Source organism: Mesorhizobium sp. 01N446, from assembly GCF_056399285.1.
Map to the genome: position 1 here is coordinate 730,079 of NZ_JBFTRA010000002.1, position 18,583 is coordinate 748,661.

Here is an 18,583-nt window from a genome sequence, read left to right on the forward strand (position 1 = left end):
CAAACCAAAACCGATTCCTGGGGCCTACTCGCATTGTTGCCGGCATACATCCCCGCCAGCGTCTGGCCCTGAAAATCGGGGAGCATTCACTGCTCAGGATGGGCCGCGCCTGTCAGCAAGCTGAAACACCCAGCGCGCGTCAGCAATTTCAGGAAAACGGGACCAGCTTCACGGGGGGATGTGTCAACACAAGGAGATAAAACGGTCAGGGTTTCTGTGAAGCGGTGACCCGCTCGGGCAAGCTCTGTAGCCAATCCCAAACAGGATCGACCACCCCCGGCTTCTTACCGTGTTGCCCTCAGAATACCCGGTAGAACAGCCTGTAGCGCACACGTTCCATGTAAGCGCGATACTCCGGCTCGGCGGCCAGCAACGCTTCCTCGCGCAGGATACGGTACAGCTGCATATAGGTGATGACCGCATAGACCGCGAGATTATGGAAGGAAAAGGCCGACAGCAGATAAAGCACATGGCCGGCGAGGTAGCCGGCATAGATCGGGTGCCGAACGATCCGGTAGGCGCCGCCCGTCATCACGCCGCGATTGCCAGGCAGGATGGCGAAGGAACGGCCAAGCGATATCTTGCCCCAGATGACAAACAACAGCGCAACGAATTGCAGCGGCGCGGCGAAATAGACGGGAACAAGCGCGATGCCAGGCTGGAGGCTGATCAACGCAACACCGAAACTGGCGGTCACGGAGACGATGACGGTAAGCGGGTTCCAGTCACGCGTCACCGGGCGCCGCGACAGAAGCAGCCAGGTGAAAGTGAGTATCTCGGAAATCGCCACCAGCGCGGCGTTGAGCCTGGTCGGATCCTCCACGAGCTGAGACACGCCGCGATAGACGAACAGCCCCGCGCAGGCCAGCGCACAGAGGCGAAAGAAGCCTTCACGCAGGTCGACCAGTATGTCATGCCTTCGCGCGGCGGAGAAAAATCCGCCCTCATTGTTATGCGATAACGCTTCACTTTTTGACGTGAGCAACGCAAGCACCCCGGTGATCCCTCGAAGGGACCATTGCACGCAACCATTGCCGGGGGGTTAACCGGCAAGATCGGAAAGATGCCAACCGGAATTTGCGTGGAGCATGCATGTTTCGACGGCGCTACAATTTATGCTTGCATTTTTGGAACAAATAAGGAACAATACTCGGATTAACCGCTGAGGCGGACCAGGATTTTTGGGGGGGAGGACCAGCGATATGGCGAGCTGGAGAGGCGCACGGCTGCCTGCCGTCGCGATCGGATTGCCTGTGCCGATCAAGCTTTCGCCCAGCCGGCTGTTGGCTGGGCTCGCGGTCATTCTTGCCCTCAACATATCGGCGCTCGCGGCTGAGAAGGATTATGCTACCTGCATCGGCAAGGACATCGAGCCGGACAAGCGCCTCGCCGCCTGCACGCCGATTGCCGAGGACACCGCGGAGATGACGCGCATCCGCGTCATGGCCTACTTCTATCGAGGCGTCGCCTGGGACGACAGGCAGGATCAAGATCGAGCGATCGCGGACTACAGCGAGGCGATCGCGCTCGATCCAAAACAGGCCTCGCCATACTTCAACCGGGGAGCCGATTGGTACGACAAGGGGGATGACGAGCGGGCTATCGCGGATTTCAACATCGCCATCAGCCTGGAACCATCGTCCAGCGATGCTTATTCCAGCCGCGGCGCCGCCTTCCTGCGCAAAGGCAAGACCGATGCGGCCATTCTCGATTTTCAGCAGGCGATCGAGGCCGATCCCGGCAACGGCAAGGCGCATGCCAGCCTCGGGATCGCCTGGGACAGGAAGAACGACCTGGTGCGCGCCGTCGCCGAATATGACGAGGCGATCCGCATCGATCCGCAGGACGCGATCGTCCATATCAACCGCGGCATTGCCCGCGCCGCCACGGGCGAATTCGATCCCGCCATCGCCGATTATGACGTTGCGCTGGGCCTCGATCCAAATAACGCCGACGCCTATGCCGGCCGCGGTGCCGCCTGGCTTGGCAAGAACAATTGGATACGCGCGATTTCCGACACCAGCAAGGCAATCGAACTCGATGCCGCTGGTAGCGACGGTTACTATTACCGGGCCGTAGCGTGGGCAAGCAAAGGCAACAACGATCGCGCCATAGCCGATTTCGACAGAGCGATCGCTCTTGATGCGAACTATGCCAGGGCCTATTTCGGTCGCTCCCTGGTGCGCACCCGCAGCGGCGACGCCAGCGGCGCGGCCGCCGATTGCCAAAAGGCCGTCGAGCTCGATCCGAAAAAGGCAGGTGGCTGCGACACGGGGCCGGTGGGCGCGAAGGCCGTGCCGCAGACACCCAAGCCTGCCGCGTCCCCTGTGTACGAACCGCTGCAACTATACCCCAACGAGGATCACTCCGAACTCGTTGCCGGGAATCTCAAACGGGGACTGGAACAGCAGGTGCAAGGCGACGTCGCAGGCGCGATAGATTCATTCAGCTTTGCGATCCAGCTGGATCCTTACAACGCCGAGGACTTCTACGACCGGGCGCTTGCCGAGGCATCCCAGGGAAATTACGCCACTGCCGCCACCGACTGCCGGCGCGCCATCGAACTCGACCCGAAGCGCGCAGGCTCTTGCAGCCAACACGCCCCGGGCGAAACAGCTCCGTCGGTTGCCACAGGGAGGGACCCGGCAGCCGCAAAAATCCTGCTCGAACGCGCCGAGGCGCGCCTCGCAAAATATGGCGTCGACGGGGCACTGCTCGATCTCGATAAGGCGATCCGCCTCGATCCCGAGAGCGCTGAAGCCTATTTCAGCCGGGCCGGCGCCAGGACACTGAAGGGCGATATGGTCGGTGCAGCGGCGGATTGCCGCCGCGCCGCCGAACTCGATCCAAAATGGGCGGGAGGCTGCAGTGGACAGGTTGCGGGTAACCACGGCAAACCGCCACCGTTGCCGGACACGCAACAGCCGACGCCGCCAGCCGTCGTTCCCGATCTAACGGCCACGCAGGACACGCTGGCCGCGAGGACCCTGGAGGCGACCGACCCTCAGGCCCTGGAAGCGATCCTTGGGGGCGATGCCTTCCTGGACATGGGCAAGTACGATCAGGCGATCGGCGCCTACAACCACGCGATGGCGCTCGACCCGAACAACCGGTTCGCCTATTTCGGCCGCGGCAAGGCCTGGGCCGCCAAACGCGCCTACCAGCAGGCGATCGCCGACTACGACAAGGTCATCGAACGCGCCCCCAATTTTGCCGCGGCGCATTTTCGCCGGGGTCTCGCCAAGATCGCCCTTGGCGACGTCGATGGCGCTCTCGCCGATTGCGACAGAGCCGCCACGCTCGATCCAAAGGCGCGCGACGCACATTTCTGCAAGGGCATGGCGTGGCAGGCGAAGGGCAACGCTGCCCGTGCGCTCGCCGCTTATTCCGTGGCGATCGAGATCGATCCGAAGGATGGCGCGAGCTATTATGGGCGTGGCATGACCCTAGCCGGCAGGAAGGACTATGACGGCGCCATTGCCGATTTCGACCAGGCGATCAAGCTCGATCCGGCCAATGCCGACTATCTCATCAGCCGCAAGGCGGCGGTGGCAGCGAAAGCCGAGTTGCAGCCCGGCACCGAACCTACGGTTCAGCAGGACGCCGGCAACGATATCAAGTCCGATCGCAAGCTTTTGACCGCCGAGATGGCCGAGCTCATTCAGGCGACCGACCCGCGCGTCCTGGCCGCTGTGCAGCACGGCGACGGCCTGTCGGATGCCGGCAAGTATAACCAGGCGATCGCTACCTATGGCAAGGCGATCGCGCTCGACCCCGACAGCCCCCTTGCCTATTTCGGCCGCGGCAAAGCCTGGCACGCCAAGCGTTCCTACGATCGGGCGATTGACGACTACGACCAGGTGATCAAGCGCCTCCCGAATCTGGTCTCTGCCTATGTTCGCCGGGGCATGGCCAAGGCCACGACCGAAGATGCTGAAGGTGCTCTTGCCGATTGCGGCCGGGCCGCCACGCTCGATCCGAAGGTGCTGGATGCATATTTCTGCATGGGCATGGCCTGGCACGTGAAGGGCGACGCCCAGCGCGCGATCACGGCCTATTCGGCGGCGATCGAGATCGATGCCGAGGATGCCCCCAGCTATTACGGGCGCGGCGTAGAACGGGCCGACAGCAAGGACTATGACGGCGCCATTGCCGACTTCGATCAGGCGATAAGGTTCTATCCGGGCAATACGGACTACGCGGTCGCCCGCAAAGCGGCCGTGGCCGCCCTGAAGAAGGGCGGCGCCGGGCCGGCTGCCGTCGGATCGGATCCCAAGAAATTCAGGGCTTTCATGGATCGCGGCGATGCATTCTACAAAAAGCACAAATACGATCGCGCCATCGCCGAGTACAGCCGCGCCATCGCGCTCGATCCAAAGAAGGCCGCCGCCTATGTCGGACGAGGACTTTCACGTGCCGAGAAGGGTGATTACGATGGCGCTATCGACGATTACGGCAAAGTCATCGAGCTCTATCCAACCTATTTCGACGCTTACCTCGGCCGCGCCATTGCATGGGACAAGAAGAACGAATTGGATCGCGCCATCGCCGACTACAATCGCGCGGTCGAAATCGAACCCGGCTACGCGCCTGCCTATTTCGGGCGTGGCAGCGCCTGGTTCGCCAAGGGCGACTACGACCAAGCCATCGCCGACTTCGACCAGGCGCTCAAGCTCGATCCAAAGCTGGCCATCGCCCGCAAAGGCCGCAAGGTCGCAGTGGCGGCGAAGGCGAAAGCGCCCGCCTCCGCACAGGCCGGTCAGCTTCAAAAGAAGGTGGCCGAAGATGCCATCGAGTCGGGCACGATCTGGCGCTCTCAAAAACAGTTCGACCGGGCCATCGAACAATACGATATCGCAGTTGCTGCCGACCCATCCAACGCCCGCGCCTATAGTTTACGCGGCTTCACCTTCGCGCTGAAGGGCGATCCCGACCGGGCGATGGCGGACCACAACAAGGCAATAGAACTCGACCCGAACTTCATCGACAGCTATTTCTATCGTGCCTCGCTCTGGCAGCAGAGGGGCGACATCGACCGCGCCATCGCGGATCTGAGCACGATCATTTCGATACAGCCCAATAATGCGGACGCCTATATACTGCGCAGCCGCGGCTGGGCCGCCAAACATGATTGCGATCGCATCATTGCCGATTCCACAAAGGCGATCGGCCTGCGGCCGACCGACGCGGAAGCCTGGTACAATCGCGGTTTCTGCTGGAACAAGAAGCGGAAATACGACCGCGCCATCGCCGATCTCGATGAAGCCCTGCGCCTCGACCCAAACTATGCCGATGCCCGCAAGGAGCGCGATGCGGCGGTCGCAAGCAATTCAGCCACCGGTTCGGGCGCATCGCGCAATACCGTTCCGAAGACCGCCAAGGCGTTTTTCACCAAGGGTCAGACGCTGCTTGGGAAGGACGATTATGACGGCGCCATCGTGCAGTTCGACAAGGCGGTTGCCATTGATCCCGCATTCCATGACGCCTATTTCGCCCGCGCCTTGGCCTGGAATGCCAAGCAGGACTACGATCGCTCCATCGCCGACTACAACCAGGCGATCGCGCTCGATCCGACCTATGCCGCGACCTATTACGGCCGCGCCCAGAACTATGCCTTGAAAGAGGATTACGACAGGGCACTTAGCGACTACGACAAGGCCATCGAGCTCGCCCCTACCGAAGCCAAGGTCTATGCCGATCGCGGACTCGTGCGGATGGGAAATCATGACGACGCCCGCGCCTACGGCGATTTCGAAAAGGCGCTAAGCCTCGATCACAATAACGTCTATGGTTACTATGGCCGGGGGGTGATCCGGACAACCAGGGCAAACTACGACGGGGCCATTGCCGACCTCAGCAAGGCCATCAAGCTCGATCCCAACTTTGCCAGTCTCTATGAAGCACGAAGCCGGGCCTGGGAAGCCAAGGGCAACCACAAGCGGGCAGCAGCCGACCGCAAGAAGGCTGCAGCCCTAGACGCAAACTAGCTCGGATGGCTCGCGGAACCTTAGGGCTCGGACCGCAGCAGCCTAGCCCAGCGTTGAATTGCTGAAATACCCCGTGAAATCAGGGCGCTGCGCGAGAACCTTACCATCGGCGTCACGCAAGATGCCTGCTTTGAAGAGATAGTCGCCGATCGCATCCATCTTGGCGGCATCCATCGTGCCGATGGCGCCGTTTTCCGCGCGCAGATAGTGGCCGTCGATCAGCGCCTTCAGCGACGCCTCGATCAATGCCGGATTGGTCAGGGCATCCTTGTTGGCGGCGATCAGCAGCGCGGCGGCTTCCCCGGGATGATCGACGGTGAACTGATAGCCGCGCCGCGTTGCCTGGACAAAGGCCGAGGCCAGTGCCGGGTTTGCCTGGAGATAGGCTTCGCTCGACGAGATCAGCGTCGTGTGCTCATCGGGCACGCCGTAATCGGCATAAACGAAGCCGCGCTGCTTGATGCCTTTGAGTTCGGCCTCGACGCCCTCCCAGGTCGACACCTCGAGTGTGAAGTCGACGGAGCCGTTGGCCAGCGCTTCATAGGCGGAGGTGCCGAGCGTCACCGTCTCAAAATTGCCCTTGCCGCCGTCGTGGCGGATGATGGTCGAGATCAGCGCGTTTTCCCAGGCGCTGCCGAAACCGCCATAGGTCAGGCCGTCAAGATCCCTGGGACTTTTGATCTCGCTGCGCGCCGCGTTGAAGACCACGCGGCCGGTTTCCGACTGCACCACGGCGTAGACGGCCTTCAAATCGGCGCCGGCGGTCTTCTGGGTGAACAGGCTGATGGTGCCGTTTATGCCGAAATCGGCAACGCGGTTGGCGACCAGCGTGCCTGCGCCGGTGTCGCTGTAGGGCAGAATGTCGACCTCGAGGCCGGCCTCACGGTAAAACCCCTTATCGCGCGCCACGAACAGCCCGACGTGGTTCGTGTTGACCGTCCAGTCCAGCGCGACGGTGACTTTTTGCGTTGCCGCGAAGGAGCGGCTCGCTCCGGCGATCAGCGGAACACCGCTGGCAAGCGTGAGCAGCAAAGCCTGCCGGCGCGTCAGGTCAGTCATGGTCATGTCCTTTGGATGGTTGCGGGTTGAGCAAAATGTCGAGGATCTCGGCCTCGAGTGCGCCGGCCTGCCACGCGGCGGCGCCGGTCGGATCGCGCGGGCGCTGCAATGGCACGCTGATTTCACGCAGCACACGGGCCGGGCGCGCCGACAGCACGTAGATGCGGTCGGACAGGAACACGGCCTCGCGCACATCATGCGTGATCAGCAGCGCCGTCCAGTTGTGATGCCGCCACATCCGCTCGAGCCAGCGCTGCATGGCCGCACGGGTCAGTGCGTCGAGCGCACCGAACGGCTCGTCGAGCAAAAGCATGTCGCGCTCCTGCACAACCGTGCGCAGCAGCGCCGCGCGCTGACGCATTCCGCCCGAAAGCTGTGCCGGAAAATGCTGCTCGAAGCCGGCAAGCCCGAACTCGGCAAACAACGGCGCGACACGCGCCCGCGCCGCCCTGCGCCCGATGCCTTGCACTTCGAGCCCGAGCGTCGCGTTGTCGAGGATACGCCGCCACGGCATCAGCGCGTCGCGCTGCGGCATGAACGCGAAATGCCGGCCATGGTCGTCGAGCGGCGTGCCGTCGAAGAACATCTCGCCCTCGCCATGCTCGGCACCGGTCAGAAGCTGGAACAGCGTCGACTTGCCGGCGCCCGAAGGCCCAAGGATCGAGACGAATTCGCCGGCACCGACGCTAAGCGAAATGTCGGCAAGCACGTCGAGCCCGCCAAACGCCTTGCGCACATGCCGCAATTCGAGCCGGCTCATTGCCACGGCCCCTTCCCTGCCGGCTGCCGGTCAGCCCGCTCCCAGGGCATGGCGAGGCGCTGCAAGAGCACCGTCAGCCCAAACAGGATCAGCGTGAGCGCCGCACTGACACCGACCGCGGCAAGCACCAGATCGGGGCGAAAATTGTTCTTGGCGTTGAGCATGTAGATGCCCAGCCCTTTGGCCGCACCGGCATATTCGGCGAAGATGGCGCCGACCACGGCATAGGTGATGGAGATCCTCAAGCCCGCGAAGAAATAGGGTAGTGCCGAAGGGAGCCGCGCCAGCACGAAGAAGCGCCAGCGCCCTGCACCCATGGCGCGCAGCATCTGGCCGATCTCCACCTCGGTCGCCTCATAGCCCTGCACCAGGGCCACCAGCATCGGGAAGAAGGTGACCAGCGCCACCAGCATGATCTTCGGCGCCAAACCGAAGCCGAACCACAGCACCACCAACGGCGCGATCGCCACCAGGGGCAAGGTCTGGCTGATGATGAAGACGGGATACAGCGCGCGCCGCAGCGGCTGGAAGAAGTCGACCAGCATCGACAGCGCGAAGGCGGCCCCCAGCGAGCAGGCAAAGCCGATCAGCGTCGCGCGGATGGTGGGAATGGCGTTGCCGATCAGCGCCTCGCGATTGAGCATCGCCTGCTCGAAGACGCGTGAGGGCGCCGGCAGGATCGTCGGCTTGATGCCGGAATAGGTGGCGTAGAGTTCCCAGGCCACGAGCAGCAGCCCGACCGACATCACGGCTGGTGCCGCCTTGGTGAAGTAGCCCGCGAGCTGCCGCGGGCGGCTGGATGACGATGAGAGCACGATAGAACAACCTTGACGGCCGCGCGAAGAAAACGCGTTCTGTTCAGACAGCGGTGGGGCTGTTGGCGGAAACCGTGACGTCGAGGGTTACGTGACCGGCGCCCGGCCCGAAGCGGCAGAAGGCTTCGTTCAGCGCCGAAAAGATCGCCCCGCTATCGCCGCGCAGTTTGGTGCAGAAATTCTTGGAGCGATCATAGACGCCGGACTGTTTCAGGAAATCGATGCAGCCATAGATCTCGTCCATGTGGTCGCCGGTGCCCATCACATAGAGCGAGAATTGCGCCGCCGCCGGCTGGCCGGTGGTGGCAGCATCTCGCACGGCGGCGATGGCGGCCTCCTTGCGCGGACCGAGCGGCCCGACTGGCCCGCCAAACGCGTCGGACCGGCAGATCGGATCGTCCGGCTCGCCCGGGCAACCGCGCGAAATGGCGGCCGACAGCACACAATGCTTGCCGCTCTGCGACGCCGACACGAACAGGTCGCGCAGCGCCGGGAACAACACTTCAGGTGGCCCGACAAGCAAGGTCGAGATGTCGTCGGTCTCGATCCTCAGCCTGTCCCGGTAGGGATCGAGCGCACCGAGCGCGCCCAAGATGACGCCGACGAAATCGTCGGCCATGGGATATAGGGAAATCTGTGCGCCTGAAAACATCGCCCGCCTCGCTCCGCTGGTATTACCCAGATCAGCTTCTAGGGTCTGTGGGCTTGCCGCCCCCGTCTCAGCCCCGACCGTACGGAGCACCCCTGTGGATGAGCGCGTTAAAGCACCATTCGAACGGAAGGGGAAGCCGTTTTTTCAGCGCACTGGGCCAAAAGTGTTGCACCAGCTCTGACCATTGCGCGGACTCTGACGATGCCGCGCAGTCGCAATTCTATGGGGAATCTTCGCCGAGCCGAGAGGTTGTCCCACCAGTCGCAACACGACGAGTTCACAGAAATGGAGACACAACCATGTTCATGAAAATCCTCGCGGCTTCGGCGTTCACCATTGCGCTTGCCACTTCAGCGATGGCGCAAGGCAACGCCGCAAACGGCATGGATGGGTCGGGCGGCAGCGGCCAGTCGGTGACTGTAGACCCGAGCACGCCAGCTTCGCCCAATTGGGTCGATCCGGCAACAACCAACAGCACGACCATCGCGCCGGGCGATATGAACTCCAATGCGGATCGGAATTGCCCGACCAACCCGCAAGGTGCGCAGACCGATGCAAACGGCAATTTGACGGCGGCCACCGTGAACGACAACAACTGCGGCAAGTAAGTTATTGCCCCAAAAACGAAAAAGCCGCCAGACATCCGGCGGCTTTCGATATCACTCCCAACGATCGCAAAGCGTTGCGCAGCCACTTAGAGCGTTCCACCGTTTCATGGAAACGGCGAACCGCTCCAACCCTTTGTTTTGACGCAATTCCGGACGGAAAACCGCTCACACTTTTCCTGGAATTGCTCTAGACAATCGGCGCGCTGCTTTTGCCAACCTTATGAGACAGCCTTCTCGCGCACCGGCAGCTTCCAGCCCGGCCTGACGAAATGGCAGGTGTAGCCGTTTGGATATTTCTCCAGATAATCCTGGTGCTCGGGCTCGGCTTCCCAGAAGGCGCCGGCCGGCGCGACTTCCGTGACGACCTTCCCCGGCCACAGGCCGGAAGCATCGACATCGGCGATGGTGTCTTCGGCGACGCGCTTTTGCTCGTCGCTTGTATAGTAGATCGCCGAGCGGTAGCTCATCCCGACATCGTTGCCCTGGCGGTTGCGCGTCGTCGGATCATGGATCTGGAAAAAGCGCTCCAGCAGCGTGCGATAGCTGATCACCGCCGGATCGAAATTGATCCCGATGGCTTCGGCATGGGTGCCGTGGTTGCGATAGGTGGCGTTGGCAACGTCGCCGCCACTATAGCCCACACGCGTGGAGCTGACGCCGGGATAGCGCCGTATCAGATCCTGCATGCCCCAGAAACAGCCACCGGCAAGCACTGCGCGTTCGGTCGAAGTCGCCATGTCACGTCTCCTCAAAAGGCAATTCCAACTCATGCGGCGGTTTCCCGCCAGGAATTGCGCAGACAAAATTGGATTTCCCGATAGATGGGCATTCTCGTCCGCTTCGTCCAGTCGCGGGGAAACAACGCGCCGTGAGAGAACGATATCACGACGCGGTCGGGGATCGAGCGGTTTCTCAGTTGCGCCGATGCCGGGTCCGGCTGTCGACGGCAGGCGGCATATACAGCGTGCCGGGTGGAATGGCGGAAAAGCTGATCTGCACAGGCGGCGCCGTACGCGACCAATTGAAGAGAACGGTCTTGACCGGGAGCTTGCCCAGCCATGTCCGCAGTTGCGGCGGCACGCCCTGCCCCGGCCAAACCATCAGCATGCCGTGGTCACGCAAACGCTGCCTTGTGATCCAGGGCGCGAACCGCATATCGAGGTCGGTGAAGATCGACGGCTTGTCATAGGCATTGAGGCCCGCCAGCATGGCCACCTGAGTATCGCCGCCGACAATGTCGAGCCGGCCGGGCGCCGCCGCGTGCCAGACCGCTTCGGCCTCGTCCGAGATCGGCTGCGCCGGCCAGCAGACAGCGTCCAGGCGTCCCCGCAAATTGCAGCCCGTCCAGCGGAGGGTCGCATAGGCGCCCGACATGGTGACGATGCAGAGGAACGCGCAGATCACCAGCCTTCGCATCTCGATGGCGCCGAGCCGGTGGCCGAGGAAGGCGAGCACCGTGACGCCGACAAGATTGTACATCGGCGCCCCCCAGGACTCGCCGGTGCCGGTGAACAACGAGGCCACCATGATCAGGGTCGCCGGCCCAAGCCCCATCCACACGAGATAGACCAGAATGCCGCGTTCGACGGGAGCTTCGGGAGCGGGCGAACGCCGCAGCAGCCCCGATATCGCCAGCACCAGGAGAAAGCCGGAGAGGCCGGCCAGCTGGACGCCGATATAGTAGAGGCGCGCCCGGTGTTCGGTTACCCACGCGTCGCGGTCGGCGAAATAGGTCAGCGGCAGGAAATCGATGCGGTAGAGTGCGATGGCCAGCGGCGCAGCCACCGCTAGAAAAACGGCAAAGCCGAGCCACGGCCAAGGCGTCGCCAGCCGGCTGCGCGCGCGCGCGTCGTACAGCAGCCAGAGCGCGCCGAAGGCGAGCAGCAGGCCGGTGGAGAACTTGGCATAGAGCCCGACGCCCGACACCAGCCCGAGCGCCAGCCACCAGCCAGGCCCGCCACCACGGCCGGCGCGCCAAAGCAGCCAGCAGATGGCCGCCCAGAACGGCATCTGCGCGTAGTCATGATTGAATTGCGGGGTCGGCCAGCCGAAGAAATAGACCGAGGGCATCAAAAGCACGGCAGCCAGCGCCCGGCTTTGTCCGAGCATGTCGCGGGCCAGCAGATAGACCAGGACGAAGGTCGACGAAATCGTCAGCTGGGCGAGCAAATATTGCGGCCAGTGGAATGATCCCGTCAGAAGATGGCTGGTTTCGAGCAGCCAGCCGGGAAGCTGCGGGTGCTTGTAGGTCAAAAGCACCCATTCGCGGCCCCACATGAACCCTTCCACCACATCGCCGGGCGGCGCGGGGTCGATCAATGCCGGCACCACCGTCCAGCACACGATCTGCACCAGGCACAGAAGCGCCAGCAAATACCAGGGATGGCGAAGCAGGCCGGGCCAGACCGATGACGAGTCGAGGCCGGCGGCAGTCGGCCCCGCCGGCGCCCAACCATCCATGGAGTCGTCTATTCCCACCATGCGGCGCTTAAACCACATCGTCCGGTTTGCCGAACAGCCCCAACCTCAAAGCTTACGAAAAAGTATACTTGCAGGCCATTGCAAGACCAAGATTGAGCGGGAGTTTCGGCGCTCCGTTGCCCCTCCCCGGCAGAACAGCCTGCCCATCTGATCCTATCTGAACATCCCGGATATTCGATGCGTCACCAGCATGCCGTCATCCACCACCGCGCGCTCGACTTCTGGCTGGCGCGTGCGGCCGTCCTCGTCATTATCTGTTTGCAGCTCCTGGTGATCAACGATCTCTCGTTTGGGCCCCGCTGGCTGGCGCCGGCGCTGGAGGCCGCCCTGCTCGTGCCTCTGTCGGTCGCCACCGCCTGGACACAGGTCGCCACCCAGAAGGCGGTCGAGCAGGAGCACTGGTATCTGGTCGGCCGGTTTCGCGTCATGATCCGCAGGACGGCGCTGGTGATGACCGGCGTCGTCAGCATCATGAATTGCGGTTCGCTGGTGTTCCTGGTGCGCGCCTTGCTGGCGGGCCATGCCGGGTCCAGCGGCCAGACGCTGCTGATCGACGCGCTCAACATCTGGGTCACCAATGTCATCGTCTTTGCCTTGTGGTTCTGGAGCACCGACCGCGGCGGACCGCCGACCTGCGGCCTCGTCAAACGCGCCCAATCCGATTTCCTGTTCCCGCAAATGACCTTGAACGACCGCGAGATCCGCGACTGGCTGCCAGGCTTCGTCGACTATTTCTTCCTCGCTTTCACCAATGCGACGGCGTTTTCGCCGACCGACACCTTGCCGCTTTCACAACGCGCCAAGCTTTTGATGATGGCTGAGGCGATGATCTCGCTGCTGACGATCGCACTGGTCGCGGCCCGCGCCGTCAACATCCTGGCCTAGGTCAGAAACGCAAAATAGCCCGCCCCGGCGAACCGGAGCGGGCTATTGGATGGTCTGCTAGGGTCCCGAAGCTGGAGCGGGCGGACGATCCCCTCAATCCGTGCCGAGGTCGCGTTCGAAGACCACCTGATCGCGCAACGGAATGCCGTTCACAATCAAACCCTCGGGGTAGCCGGTCGATGGCCCGAACGCATCCTGCACGATGCGCCACATCCGAAAGCCCTGTCTCTGGTAAAATCGCAAATTGCCGATATCGGCCGCCGCTGTCGACACGATCAGGCGCCGGCCGTGGCGCTCGCGGCAGCGGGTGATTGCCGCCGCCACAAGGGCGCGCCCCAACCCTTCGCTCTGCCTTGCCGGACGGACCGCCAGGCTCTTGAGCTCGAAGACACCGCCCTCGCCTGTCTCCATGAGCTGCACGTGGCCGATGATCCTGTTGCCCTCCCGAGCGACCAGCACCTCGCCCTCATCTATATAGCTGGAAACCTGCATGGGAGAATCGTCGGCAAGGGCAAACAGCGGCAACAATATTTCGCGGTCCCCGTCATATCGTTCAATCTGCATCCGTCACCCCGGGCTGGATCAACGCCGCCGCAAGTTCGGCAACCTAGCACCGCGATATAACAGTGGCCGGTCCGAAGCCACAAACGCAAAAAGCCCGCCCCGGCGTGAGCCGAGGCGGGCATTAACTCGATCGAGCCGTCAGGCGCGAATTCTCGGGCGCAGGGCAAGGCCTGGGGCTATTCCTCGGAAGCTGGTCCGGGCTTCCGCAAGCCGCGTGCAATCCGTCATCCAAACCAGCCAAACGTGAGGCTGACCAGCAATACCGCGATCAGGATTGAGAGCGGCACCGCCATGAACAGCCCAGCTTCCAAAAATCGGGTTTCCTTGTCACTGAACATTAGGCCTGCCTCACTAAGCTTCGCTCAGATAGAAGCTGCGAAGCCCGTTTCAGTTCCGAATGCCGGCGACGTGCGATCCACGAGCGGCTGCCTGGAGAGCGAAATCAGTTCGGTTTCCCCAACGATGCCGGCCATCCATTTTGCAATGATACGGGAGGCCGGCGCATCATTCGATTGGCGCTCCATTCCGCCCCAGCAAAGGCGCGGCGGGCCAAATTCTAGTGTTCCTGGAGACGCGACAAAGGAGACTGAGGACGAAAGTGCCCAATACGAAAAGCCCGCCGGCAGGAACCAGCGCGCGTTGCCCTTCCTTCGTTCGCATGTTTCGCTGGTATGAGCAGGGGTGCATATATGTCGCCAGTCGGCGCCGCCATCCTCATGGCCCTGCCGGTCAGGCCCAGTGGCCTTCCGCTGCCAGTCCCCTCTAGCAACCAAGCCGCTGGGCCGCAGGTGACGTGATTTGCGCCACATATGCGGCATGAGGGCGCTGAACAGAAGGTGTTGTTCGATGCTCCGGACAGACAATGGCGCGGCGCTGAGGCTTTCAGATTTTGCCGATCCTAACGATGCTGTAATTGCCGCAATCGAGCTTTATGGGCCGGAAGCGCAAACCGCGGCGGCCTACTGTGCCATGGAAGCACACTTCGCCGGGCGACCGGCCGATTTCCACCTCTGGTGCGAAGTCTTTCGCGTCTTCAAAACCAGATTCCATTGAGAGGCATCTAGATCGGGGCCTAAGGCCGCCACGGCCATCAGCAATACAGAGGCCGGCCTGTCCGGCCTTTCAGTCTTCCGTCGCCGGCCTGAATTTCCGCACGATCAGCTCGAACAGAATATCCGAAAAGGCATCCAGATGGTTGATGGCGACATCGAAATCCCTCGGCAGCACCGACAGCACGATCTTCAGATACTGGTCCGGCTTGTCGGCCCGCACCTCGGCAATGACGCCGGCGCCATATGCGCGGAAGTCCGCACGCACGGCAGCCAGGAAATCATCGCCCAGTGTCTTCTTAGTCCGCTTCGGACGGGGTTTTCGCGCAACCGCCTCGCGGGCAGGCTTACGCCTTGCCGGCCCTGCCTTGCGGCGCGCCGGCTGGTCAGAAGTGCCGTCAGCCATCGATCTGGCCCATCGTCTGTGCAGCGGCTTCGCTGGCCGCCCTGCCTGCCTTCAGCATCAATCCGGCCGGTTTCTTCGAGCGGGTTCTCTTCTTCGCCCGCTTGGCGCGCTTCGGCTTTGCCGCCGCGGCGGGTTTTGCGGCACCATTGCGTTTTGCCGCCTGCGCCTTGAGCCGCGCCAAGACGAGACCGATGGCCTGCCCGCCGATGCCGGCTTGCGGAAAACCAAAGCCGCCGGCGGCGTCCCGCACCATGCCGATCAGCACGCCGGGCGCGACCAACTCGACCCGGCCCAAACGCGGCTCGGGTGCCGCGCCCTCGAATTCGCCAACGGCGCTGACGATTTCGCGGCCGACATCGTCGGTGATGATCGTGGCATAGCGTGTCATGGTTAGTCTCTTGAAGGCTCGGACAATATGGTTCAATCACAAGGGGGCAGCGTTGCCATGGCCAAGTGCCAAGCCGGATAGAAAGCGGACCGATTGACTCGATACCATCCCATCAGCGTGACACCGGAAATAGATTGCGTTCAAAGCGACCTGCGCGAACTGCGCTGGACGGATGACGCGGTCGTCGCTGACTTCATAATCCCCGGCGACGAACACCACGTCTTGCGTGTGCTGTTCAAGAATCATTCGGTGATCGTCCGCATTCTCGATGAAATGCCGTTGAGCACGGAAAGTGAGAGCACGCCCAAGGAAGGGCTGGTTTCCAACCACTTCGCCTATAGGGTCGAAGGATCCACCTTTGAGACGACGCAGTCAGAGACGTGGAAGTTCACGCAGCACCCGGCGACACATTATCGCTTCGTGACCGGTTGGACTTGCCTTAACGTTCTGTCGGCCAAGGAACCGACCTTTAAGGTCGTCAAGCGAATACCGATTTCGACCTTCGACTGACGACCGGAAACGTCTCCAAAATACGGAAGCACCACGCAAAAACACAAAACCCGCCTCGGCGGCGGGTCGTTGGCGCAAATCAGCACCATGGACAAATATGTAGCATGGCTGCCCTCACCCGGTCAAGGATTTCTAAGAAAAAATTCCTATCGGCATCGCTCAGGGAGCGCGCTGAAAAACAAAACCGCCTCGCGGCGGGTCATCGGCGCAAATCGGCACCATGGGCAAAATCATAGCACAACTGCCGACAACCGCGGCAGCACCATCCGGCGGCCCGAAAGCCCGCATTGGCTAGCCGGCTTTTCATCAGCCGGCAGCTGTGGGACCATCAGTTGAAGCTCATGGAATGATTCGCGTCGTACGGCCTTGTAGGAGAGGACGATGGACAGGCCAGCCATGGCATCCGTATTCAGGATGCGGCATGCTCCAGCCACGGTGTCCGGTGTGCGCAGCACCGGTCAGGGCCAGGCTGATCCGATTATCCGCGTGAACTCGCTCGGCGACGCGATCCGCTTCGTCGCCAACGCCTACCCCAACTATGACATCGACGCCGTCACCGTCACCTGCGGCGATCCGTCGATCCCGCGCCTCGGCAGCCTGGAGGTCAAGGCGGTGTGGCGCGAATATGGCGAGCGGCTGACCCAGGAATAGGCCGCGGGCACGAGCCGGCGCCTTGCCCGGCATCCCCGGCCGGAACCGGCTCCGCGTCCGGCTTCGGATCGGAAACGCCGCTGGCGCGTTTCCCCTTTGGTCAATGGAGGGAGCAATCACCATGAACGTCGCCAATCTGCAACTCGAAGGCCTGCTGATGGCTGTCGCGTCGATCAACCATGTGCTCGTTCGCAAGGGGGTGCTGACATCGGAGGAGATCGATATCGCTCTGCGGAAGGCCGAGGCCGGCGAGACCGGCGAGGAGCGGTCCAATGGCATGTCGGCGTCGAGCCGCGACGCCGTCAATTTTCCGATCCGGCTGCTCGAACTCGCCAACCAGTGCCAGCCGGAGGCCGACATGCCGTCCTTCTCGAAACTGGCCCGCATGGTCGGCCAGATGAAGGAGCCTTACAACGATCAGATGTGAGGTTCTCACGCCCTGCCCGGCCAGCCCAAATTCAGCGCCAGCACCCTGCCCGGCCCGTGCACGGCGGCGAACAGCAGTCCGGCCATGAAGGAAAAATGGTCGACGAAGAAGCCGAACTCGGCCTGGTTGCCGGCCCAGTGGCTGGGGCCGTGGAAGGCAAAGCCCAGGAACAGCACATAGCCGGCCGCGACGAGAGCCGCCTGGGTGAAGAAGGCGCCGCTCAGGAAACACAGCACCAGCGCCACCTCCAGGATCGCCGCGCACCAGGCGAGGAAGAGCGGGAAGGGAAAGCCGGCGGCGGCGATGAAGCCGGCGGTGGCGCCCATGCCCATGAACTTGAACGTCACCGCCATCAGGAAGACGGCGGCGAAGATCAGGCGGGCAATGAGAAGGGCCGCGGTCTGCCACGGCGATTGAATGATGTCCGGCATGCTGTCTCTCCAGGGTTGCGATGGATATCGACCCAAGGACGGGCGATGCCGCGCGGTTCCGACACCGGCCTGAAATTTTTGTCCTGCAAGTGCTGCCGCGAGGGACGCCGGCAGCGGTCCGGCGCTCACCGGCAGGACGCCGTCGCCGGCCTTCAGGCTTGCCGCGACCTGCCCCGAAAGCTACCCTCACAATGGGTGCTTGATCAGAGGAGAGCCAGCCTATGGCGACGGTCCGGTATCTCGTCAGCGATGTCGCGTTGGCGACGGAATTTTACACCAGGCATCTTGGTTTCGCCCTGCGGCAGCAGTTCGGCCCGGCGATGGCCATCCTGAGGCGCGACGACCTGACGTTCTGGCTCGCCGGCCCGATGGCGTCGGCGGCGAGACCGATGCCGGATGGCCGCACGCCGGAGCCTGGCGGCTGGAACCGCATCGCGATCGAGGTGCAGGACCTGCCGGCGCTCGCCGCCCGGATGCGCGAGGCGGGCGTGCCGTTCCGCAACGACATCGTCGAGGGCCCCGGCGGCCGCCAGATCCTTTGTGAAGATCCGTCCGGCAATCTGGTCGAGCTTTTTGAACCAAAGGCATGATCCCTCCCGAAATCCGTTCGGGATCATGGCAGCAGGATTGCCGGCCCCGGCCTTCGCCAGGCGTCTGAAGCCGGCTTGAGGGCGAAGAGCCAGGCCGCCAAGCCGGCATTCACCAACAATTAACGACCCCGAAACTTGTCCGTAACCCGCAACGTGGTATCGTAAGCTGGGGCTAATACACCGGCATGTCCGGTGATCTATTGGGGGTGGGTTGAGTCGTGGGCGCGAGCGTCAGGTTCAGGACGAAGTCCTATCTGGTCCGGTCACCGGTCCTTGAGTGTAACGGCTGTGGCGGCACCGGGCAGGTTTTCCAATGCCCG

At 62.7% G+C, this 18,583-nt stretch carries 19 protein-coding genes and 1 riboswitch; of the genes, 8 read left to right on the plus strand and 11 right to left on the minus strand.

Annotated features, from left to right (window positions below; genetic code table 11):
- Positions 1-298 precede the first annotated feature (298 nt).
- Positions 299-994, minus strand: coding sequence for a methyltransferase family protein (locus tag AC1DPX_RS11820; protein WP_202358918.1), 696 nt, complete (start codon positions 992-994; stop codon positions 299-301).
- A gap of 208 nt (positions 995-1,202) precedes the next feature.
- Here AC1DPX_RS11820 and AC1DPX_RS11825 point away from each other — a divergent pair, with 208 nt between their 5' ends.
- Positions 1,203-5,987, plus strand: coding sequence for a tetratricopeptide repeat protein (locus AC1DPX_RS11825; protein ID WP_477236745.1), 4,785 nt, complete (start codon positions 1,203-1,205; stop codon positions 5,985-5,987).
- A gap of 42 nt (positions 5,988-6,029) precedes the next feature.
- Here the strand turns inward: AC1DPX_RS11825 and AC1DPX_RS11830 are convergent, their stop codons facing one another.
- The 4 genes from AC1DPX_RS11830 to AC1DPX_RS11845 all read right to left on the minus strand — a co-directional run bounded on the left by AC1DPX_RS11830 (position 6,030) and on the right by AC1DPX_RS11845 (position 9,273).
- Entirely contained in the window at positions 6,030-7,046 is a 1,017-nt protein-coding gene (locus tag AC1DPX_RS11830) for an ABC transporter substrate-binding protein (protein ID WP_202358916.1), read from the minus strand.
- Positions 7,039-7,806 carry an ABC transporter ATP-binding protein gene (locus AC1DPX_RS11835; protein ID WP_477236747.1) on the minus strand — a complete coding sequence of 256 codons (768 nt, stop codon included), beginning with the start codon at positions 7,804-7,806 and terminating at the stop codon, positions 7,039-7,041. The genes AC1DPX_RS11830 and AC1DPX_RS11835 overlap by 8 nt, the downstream gene beginning before the upstream one ends.
- Positions 7,803-8,621 carry an ABC transporter permease gene (locus AC1DPX_RS11840; protein ID WP_477236749.1) on the minus strand — a complete coding sequence of 273 codons (819 nt, stop codon included), beginning with the start codon at positions 8,619-8,621 and terminating at the stop codon, positions 7,803-7,805. Before AC1DPX_RS11840 ends, AC1DPX_RS11835 begins: the two co-directional genes overlap by 4 nt.
- A 43-nt stretch (positions 8,622-8,664) precedes the next feature.
- Complete coding sequence (locus tag AC1DPX_RS11845; protein ID WP_477236751.1) at positions 8,665-9,273, minus strand: YkoF family thiamine/hydroxymethylpyrimidine-binding protein; 609 nt, start codon at positions 9,271-9,273, stop codon at positions 8,665-8,667.
- Positions 9,264-9,377: riboswitch (TPP riboswitch) on the minus strand. Its footprint overlaps the gene before it by 10 nt.
- A 195-nt stretch (positions 9,378-9,572) precedes the next feature.
- Between AC1DPX_RS11845 and AC1DPX_RS11850 the strand changes: the two genes are divergently transcribed.
- Positions 9,573-9,881, plus strand: a complete 309-nt coding sequence (locus AC1DPX_RS11850; RefSeq protein ID WP_477236753.1) for a hypothetical protein — start codon at positions 9,573-9,575, stop codon at positions 9,879-9,881.
- 218 nt (positions 9,882-10,099) lie between these two features.
- Here the strand turns inward: AC1DPX_RS11850 and msrA are convergent, their stop codons facing one another.
- Both msrA and AC1DPX_RS11860 read right to left on the minus strand, forming a co-directional pair.
- Positions 10,100-10,618, minus strand: coding sequence for a peptide-methionine (S)-S-oxide reductase MsrA (gene msrA, locus AC1DPX_RS11855; protein WP_477236755.1), 519 nt, complete (start codon positions 10,616-10,618; stop codon positions 10,100-10,102).
- A gap of 175 nt (positions 10,619-10,793) precedes the next feature.
- Positions 10,794-12,341 (minus strand): glycosyltransferase family 39 protein, encoded by a 1,548-nt coding sequence (locus AC1DPX_RS11860; protein ID WP_477236757.1) that lies wholly within the window; start codon positions 12,339-12,341, stop codon positions 10,794-10,796.
- Between the two features lie 198 nt (positions 12,342-12,539).
- Here AC1DPX_RS11860 and AC1DPX_RS11865 point away from each other — a divergent pair, with 198 nt between their 5' ends.
- Positions 12,540-13,247, plus strand: coding sequence for a hypothetical protein (locus tag AC1DPX_RS11865; RefSeq protein WP_477236759.1), 708 nt, complete (start codon positions 12,540-12,542; stop codon positions 13,245-13,247).
- Positions 13,248-13,340: 93 nt separating this feature from the next.
- On the opposite strand, the gene AC1DPX_RS11870 is transcribed toward AC1DPX_RS11865, so the two are convergent.
- Positions 13,341-13,811, minus strand: a complete 471-nt coding sequence (locus AC1DPX_RS11870; protein ID WP_477236761.1) for a GNAT family N-acetyltransferase — start codon at positions 13,809-13,811, stop codon at positions 13,341-13,343.
- An 846-nt stretch (positions 13,812-14,657) separates the two neighbouring features.
- Between AC1DPX_RS11870 and AC1DPX_RS11875 the strand changes: the two genes are divergently transcribed.
- Positions 14,658-14,864 (plus strand): hypothetical protein, encoded by a 207-nt coding sequence (locus tag AC1DPX_RS11875; protein WP_202358907.1) that lies wholly within the window; start codon positions 14,658-14,660, stop codon positions 14,862-14,864.
- Between the two features lie 69 nt (positions 14,865-14,933).
- Here the strand turns inward: AC1DPX_RS11875 and AC1DPX_RS11880 are convergent, their stop codons facing one another.
- Positions 14,934-15,266, minus strand: coding sequence for a hypothetical protein (locus AC1DPX_RS11880; RefSeq protein WP_477236763.1), 333 nt, complete (start codon positions 15,264-15,266; stop codon positions 14,934-14,936).
- Positions 15,259-15,654, minus strand: a complete 396-nt coding sequence (locus tag AC1DPX_RS11885; RefSeq protein WP_477236764.1) for a hypothetical protein — start codon at positions 15,652-15,654, stop codon at positions 15,259-15,261. The genes AC1DPX_RS11880 and AC1DPX_RS11885 overlap by 8 nt, the downstream gene beginning before the upstream one ends.
- A gap of 93 nt (positions 15,655-15,747) precedes the next feature.
- On the opposite strand from AC1DPX_RS11885, the gene AC1DPX_RS11890 reads away from it, so the two are divergent.
- The 3 genes from AC1DPX_RS11890 to AC1DPX_RS11900 all read left to right on the plus strand — a co-directional run bounded on the left by AC1DPX_RS11890 (position 15,748) and on the right by AC1DPX_RS11900 (position 17,242).
- Positions 15,748-16,164 (plus strand): hypothetical protein, encoded by a 417-nt coding sequence (locus AC1DPX_RS11890; RefSeq protein ID WP_477236766.1) that lies wholly within the window; start codon positions 15,748-15,750, stop codon positions 16,162-16,164.
- Between the two features lie 381 nt (positions 16,165-16,545).
- Complete coding sequence (locus AC1DPX_RS11895) at positions 16,546-16,815, plus strand: hypothetical protein (protein ID WP_202358861.1); 270 nt, start codon at positions 16,546-16,548, stop codon at positions 16,813-16,815.
- A gap of 121 nt (positions 16,816-16,936) precedes the next feature.
- Positions 16,937-17,242, plus strand: a complete 306-nt coding sequence (locus AC1DPX_RS11900) for a hypothetical protein (RefSeq protein WP_202358860.1) — start codon at positions 16,937-16,939, stop codon at positions 17,240-17,242.
- Between the two features lie 5 nt (positions 17,243-17,247).
- Here the strand turns inward: AC1DPX_RS11900 and AC1DPX_RS11905 are convergent, their stop codons facing one another.
- Positions 17,248-17,673: a DoxX family protein gene (locus AC1DPX_RS11905; protein WP_477236768.1), complete on the minus strand. Its 426-nt coding sequence runs from the start codon at positions 17,671-17,673 to the stop codon at positions 17,248-17,250.
- Positions 17,674-17,894: 221 nt separating this feature from the next.
- Between AC1DPX_RS11905 and AC1DPX_RS11910 the strand changes: the two genes are divergently transcribed.
- Positions 17,895-18,263 (plus strand): VOC family protein, encoded by a 369-nt coding sequence (locus AC1DPX_RS11910; RefSeq protein ID WP_477236770.1) that lies wholly within the window; start codon positions 17,895-17,897, stop codon positions 18,261-18,263.
- Positions 18,264-18,583 lie beyond the last annotated feature (320 nt).

Bases quoted from the DNA above. Each gene is read 5' to 3' on its own strand.
- AC1DPX_RS11885 (WP_477236764.1), bottom strand. From the start codon at position 15,654: ATGACACGCTATGCCACGATCATCACCGACGATGTCGGCCGCGAAATC.
- AC1DPX_RS11860 (WP_477236757.1), bottom strand. From the start codon at position 12,341: ATGGATGGTTGGGCGCCGGCGGGGCCGACTGCCGCCGGCCTCGACTCG.
- msrA (WP_477236755.1), bottom strand. From the start codon at position 10,618: ATGGCGACTTCGACCGAACGCGCAGTGCTTGCCGGTGGCTGTTTCTGG.
- AC1DPX_RS11850 (WP_477236753.1), top strand. From the start codon at position 9,573: ATGTTCATGAAAATCCTCGCGGCTTCGGCGTTCACCATTGCGCTTGCC.
- AC1DPX_RS11900 (WP_202358860.1), top strand. From the start codon at position 16,937: ATGAACGTCGCCAATCTGCAACTCGAAGGCCTGCTGATGGCTGTCGCG.
- AC1DPX_RS11880 (WP_477236763.1), bottom strand. From the start codon at position 15,266: ATGGCTGACGGCACTTCTGACCAGCCGGCGCGCCGCAAGGCAGGGCCG.
- AC1DPX_RS11910 (WP_477236770.1), top strand. From the start codon at position 17,895: ATGGCGACGGTCCGGTATCTCGTCAGCGATGTCGCGTTGGCGACGGAA.
- AC1DPX_RS11870 (WP_477236761.1), bottom strand. From the start codon at position 13,811: ATGCAGATTGAACGATATGACGGGGACCGCGAAATATTGTTGCCGCTG.
- AC1DPX_RS11905 (WP_477236768.1), bottom strand. From the start codon at position 17,673: ATGCCGGACATCATTCAATCGCCGTGGCAGACCGCGGCCCTTCTCATT.
- AC1DPX_RS11875 (WP_202358907.1), top strand. From the start codon at position 14,658: ATGCTCCGGACAGACAATGGCGCGGCGCTGAGGCTTTCAGATTTTGCC.
- AC1DPX_RS11835 (WP_477236747.1), bottom strand. From the start codon at position 7,806: ATGAGCCGGCTCGAATTGCGGCATGTGCGCAAGGCGTTTGGCGGGCTC.
- AC1DPX_RS11895 (WP_202358861.1), top strand. From the start codon at position 16,546: ATGGACAGGCCAGCCATGGCATCCGTATTCAGGATGCGGCATGCTCCA.
- AC1DPX_RS11845 (WP_477236751.1), bottom strand. From the start codon at position 9,273: ATGTTTTCAGGCGCACAGATTTCCCTATATCCCATGGCCGACGATTTC.
- AC1DPX_RS11830 (WP_202358916.1), bottom strand. From the start codon at position 7,046: ATGACTGACCTGACGCGCCGGCAGGCTTTGCTGCTCACGCTTGCCAGC.
- AC1DPX_RS11825 (WP_477236745.1), top strand. From the start codon at position 1,203: ATGGCGAGCTGGAGAGGCGCACGGCTGCCTGCCGTCGCGATCGGATTG.
- AC1DPX_RS11865 (WP_477236759.1), top strand. From the start codon at position 12,540: ATGCGTCACCAGCATGCCGTCATCCACCACCGCGCGCTCGACTTCTGG.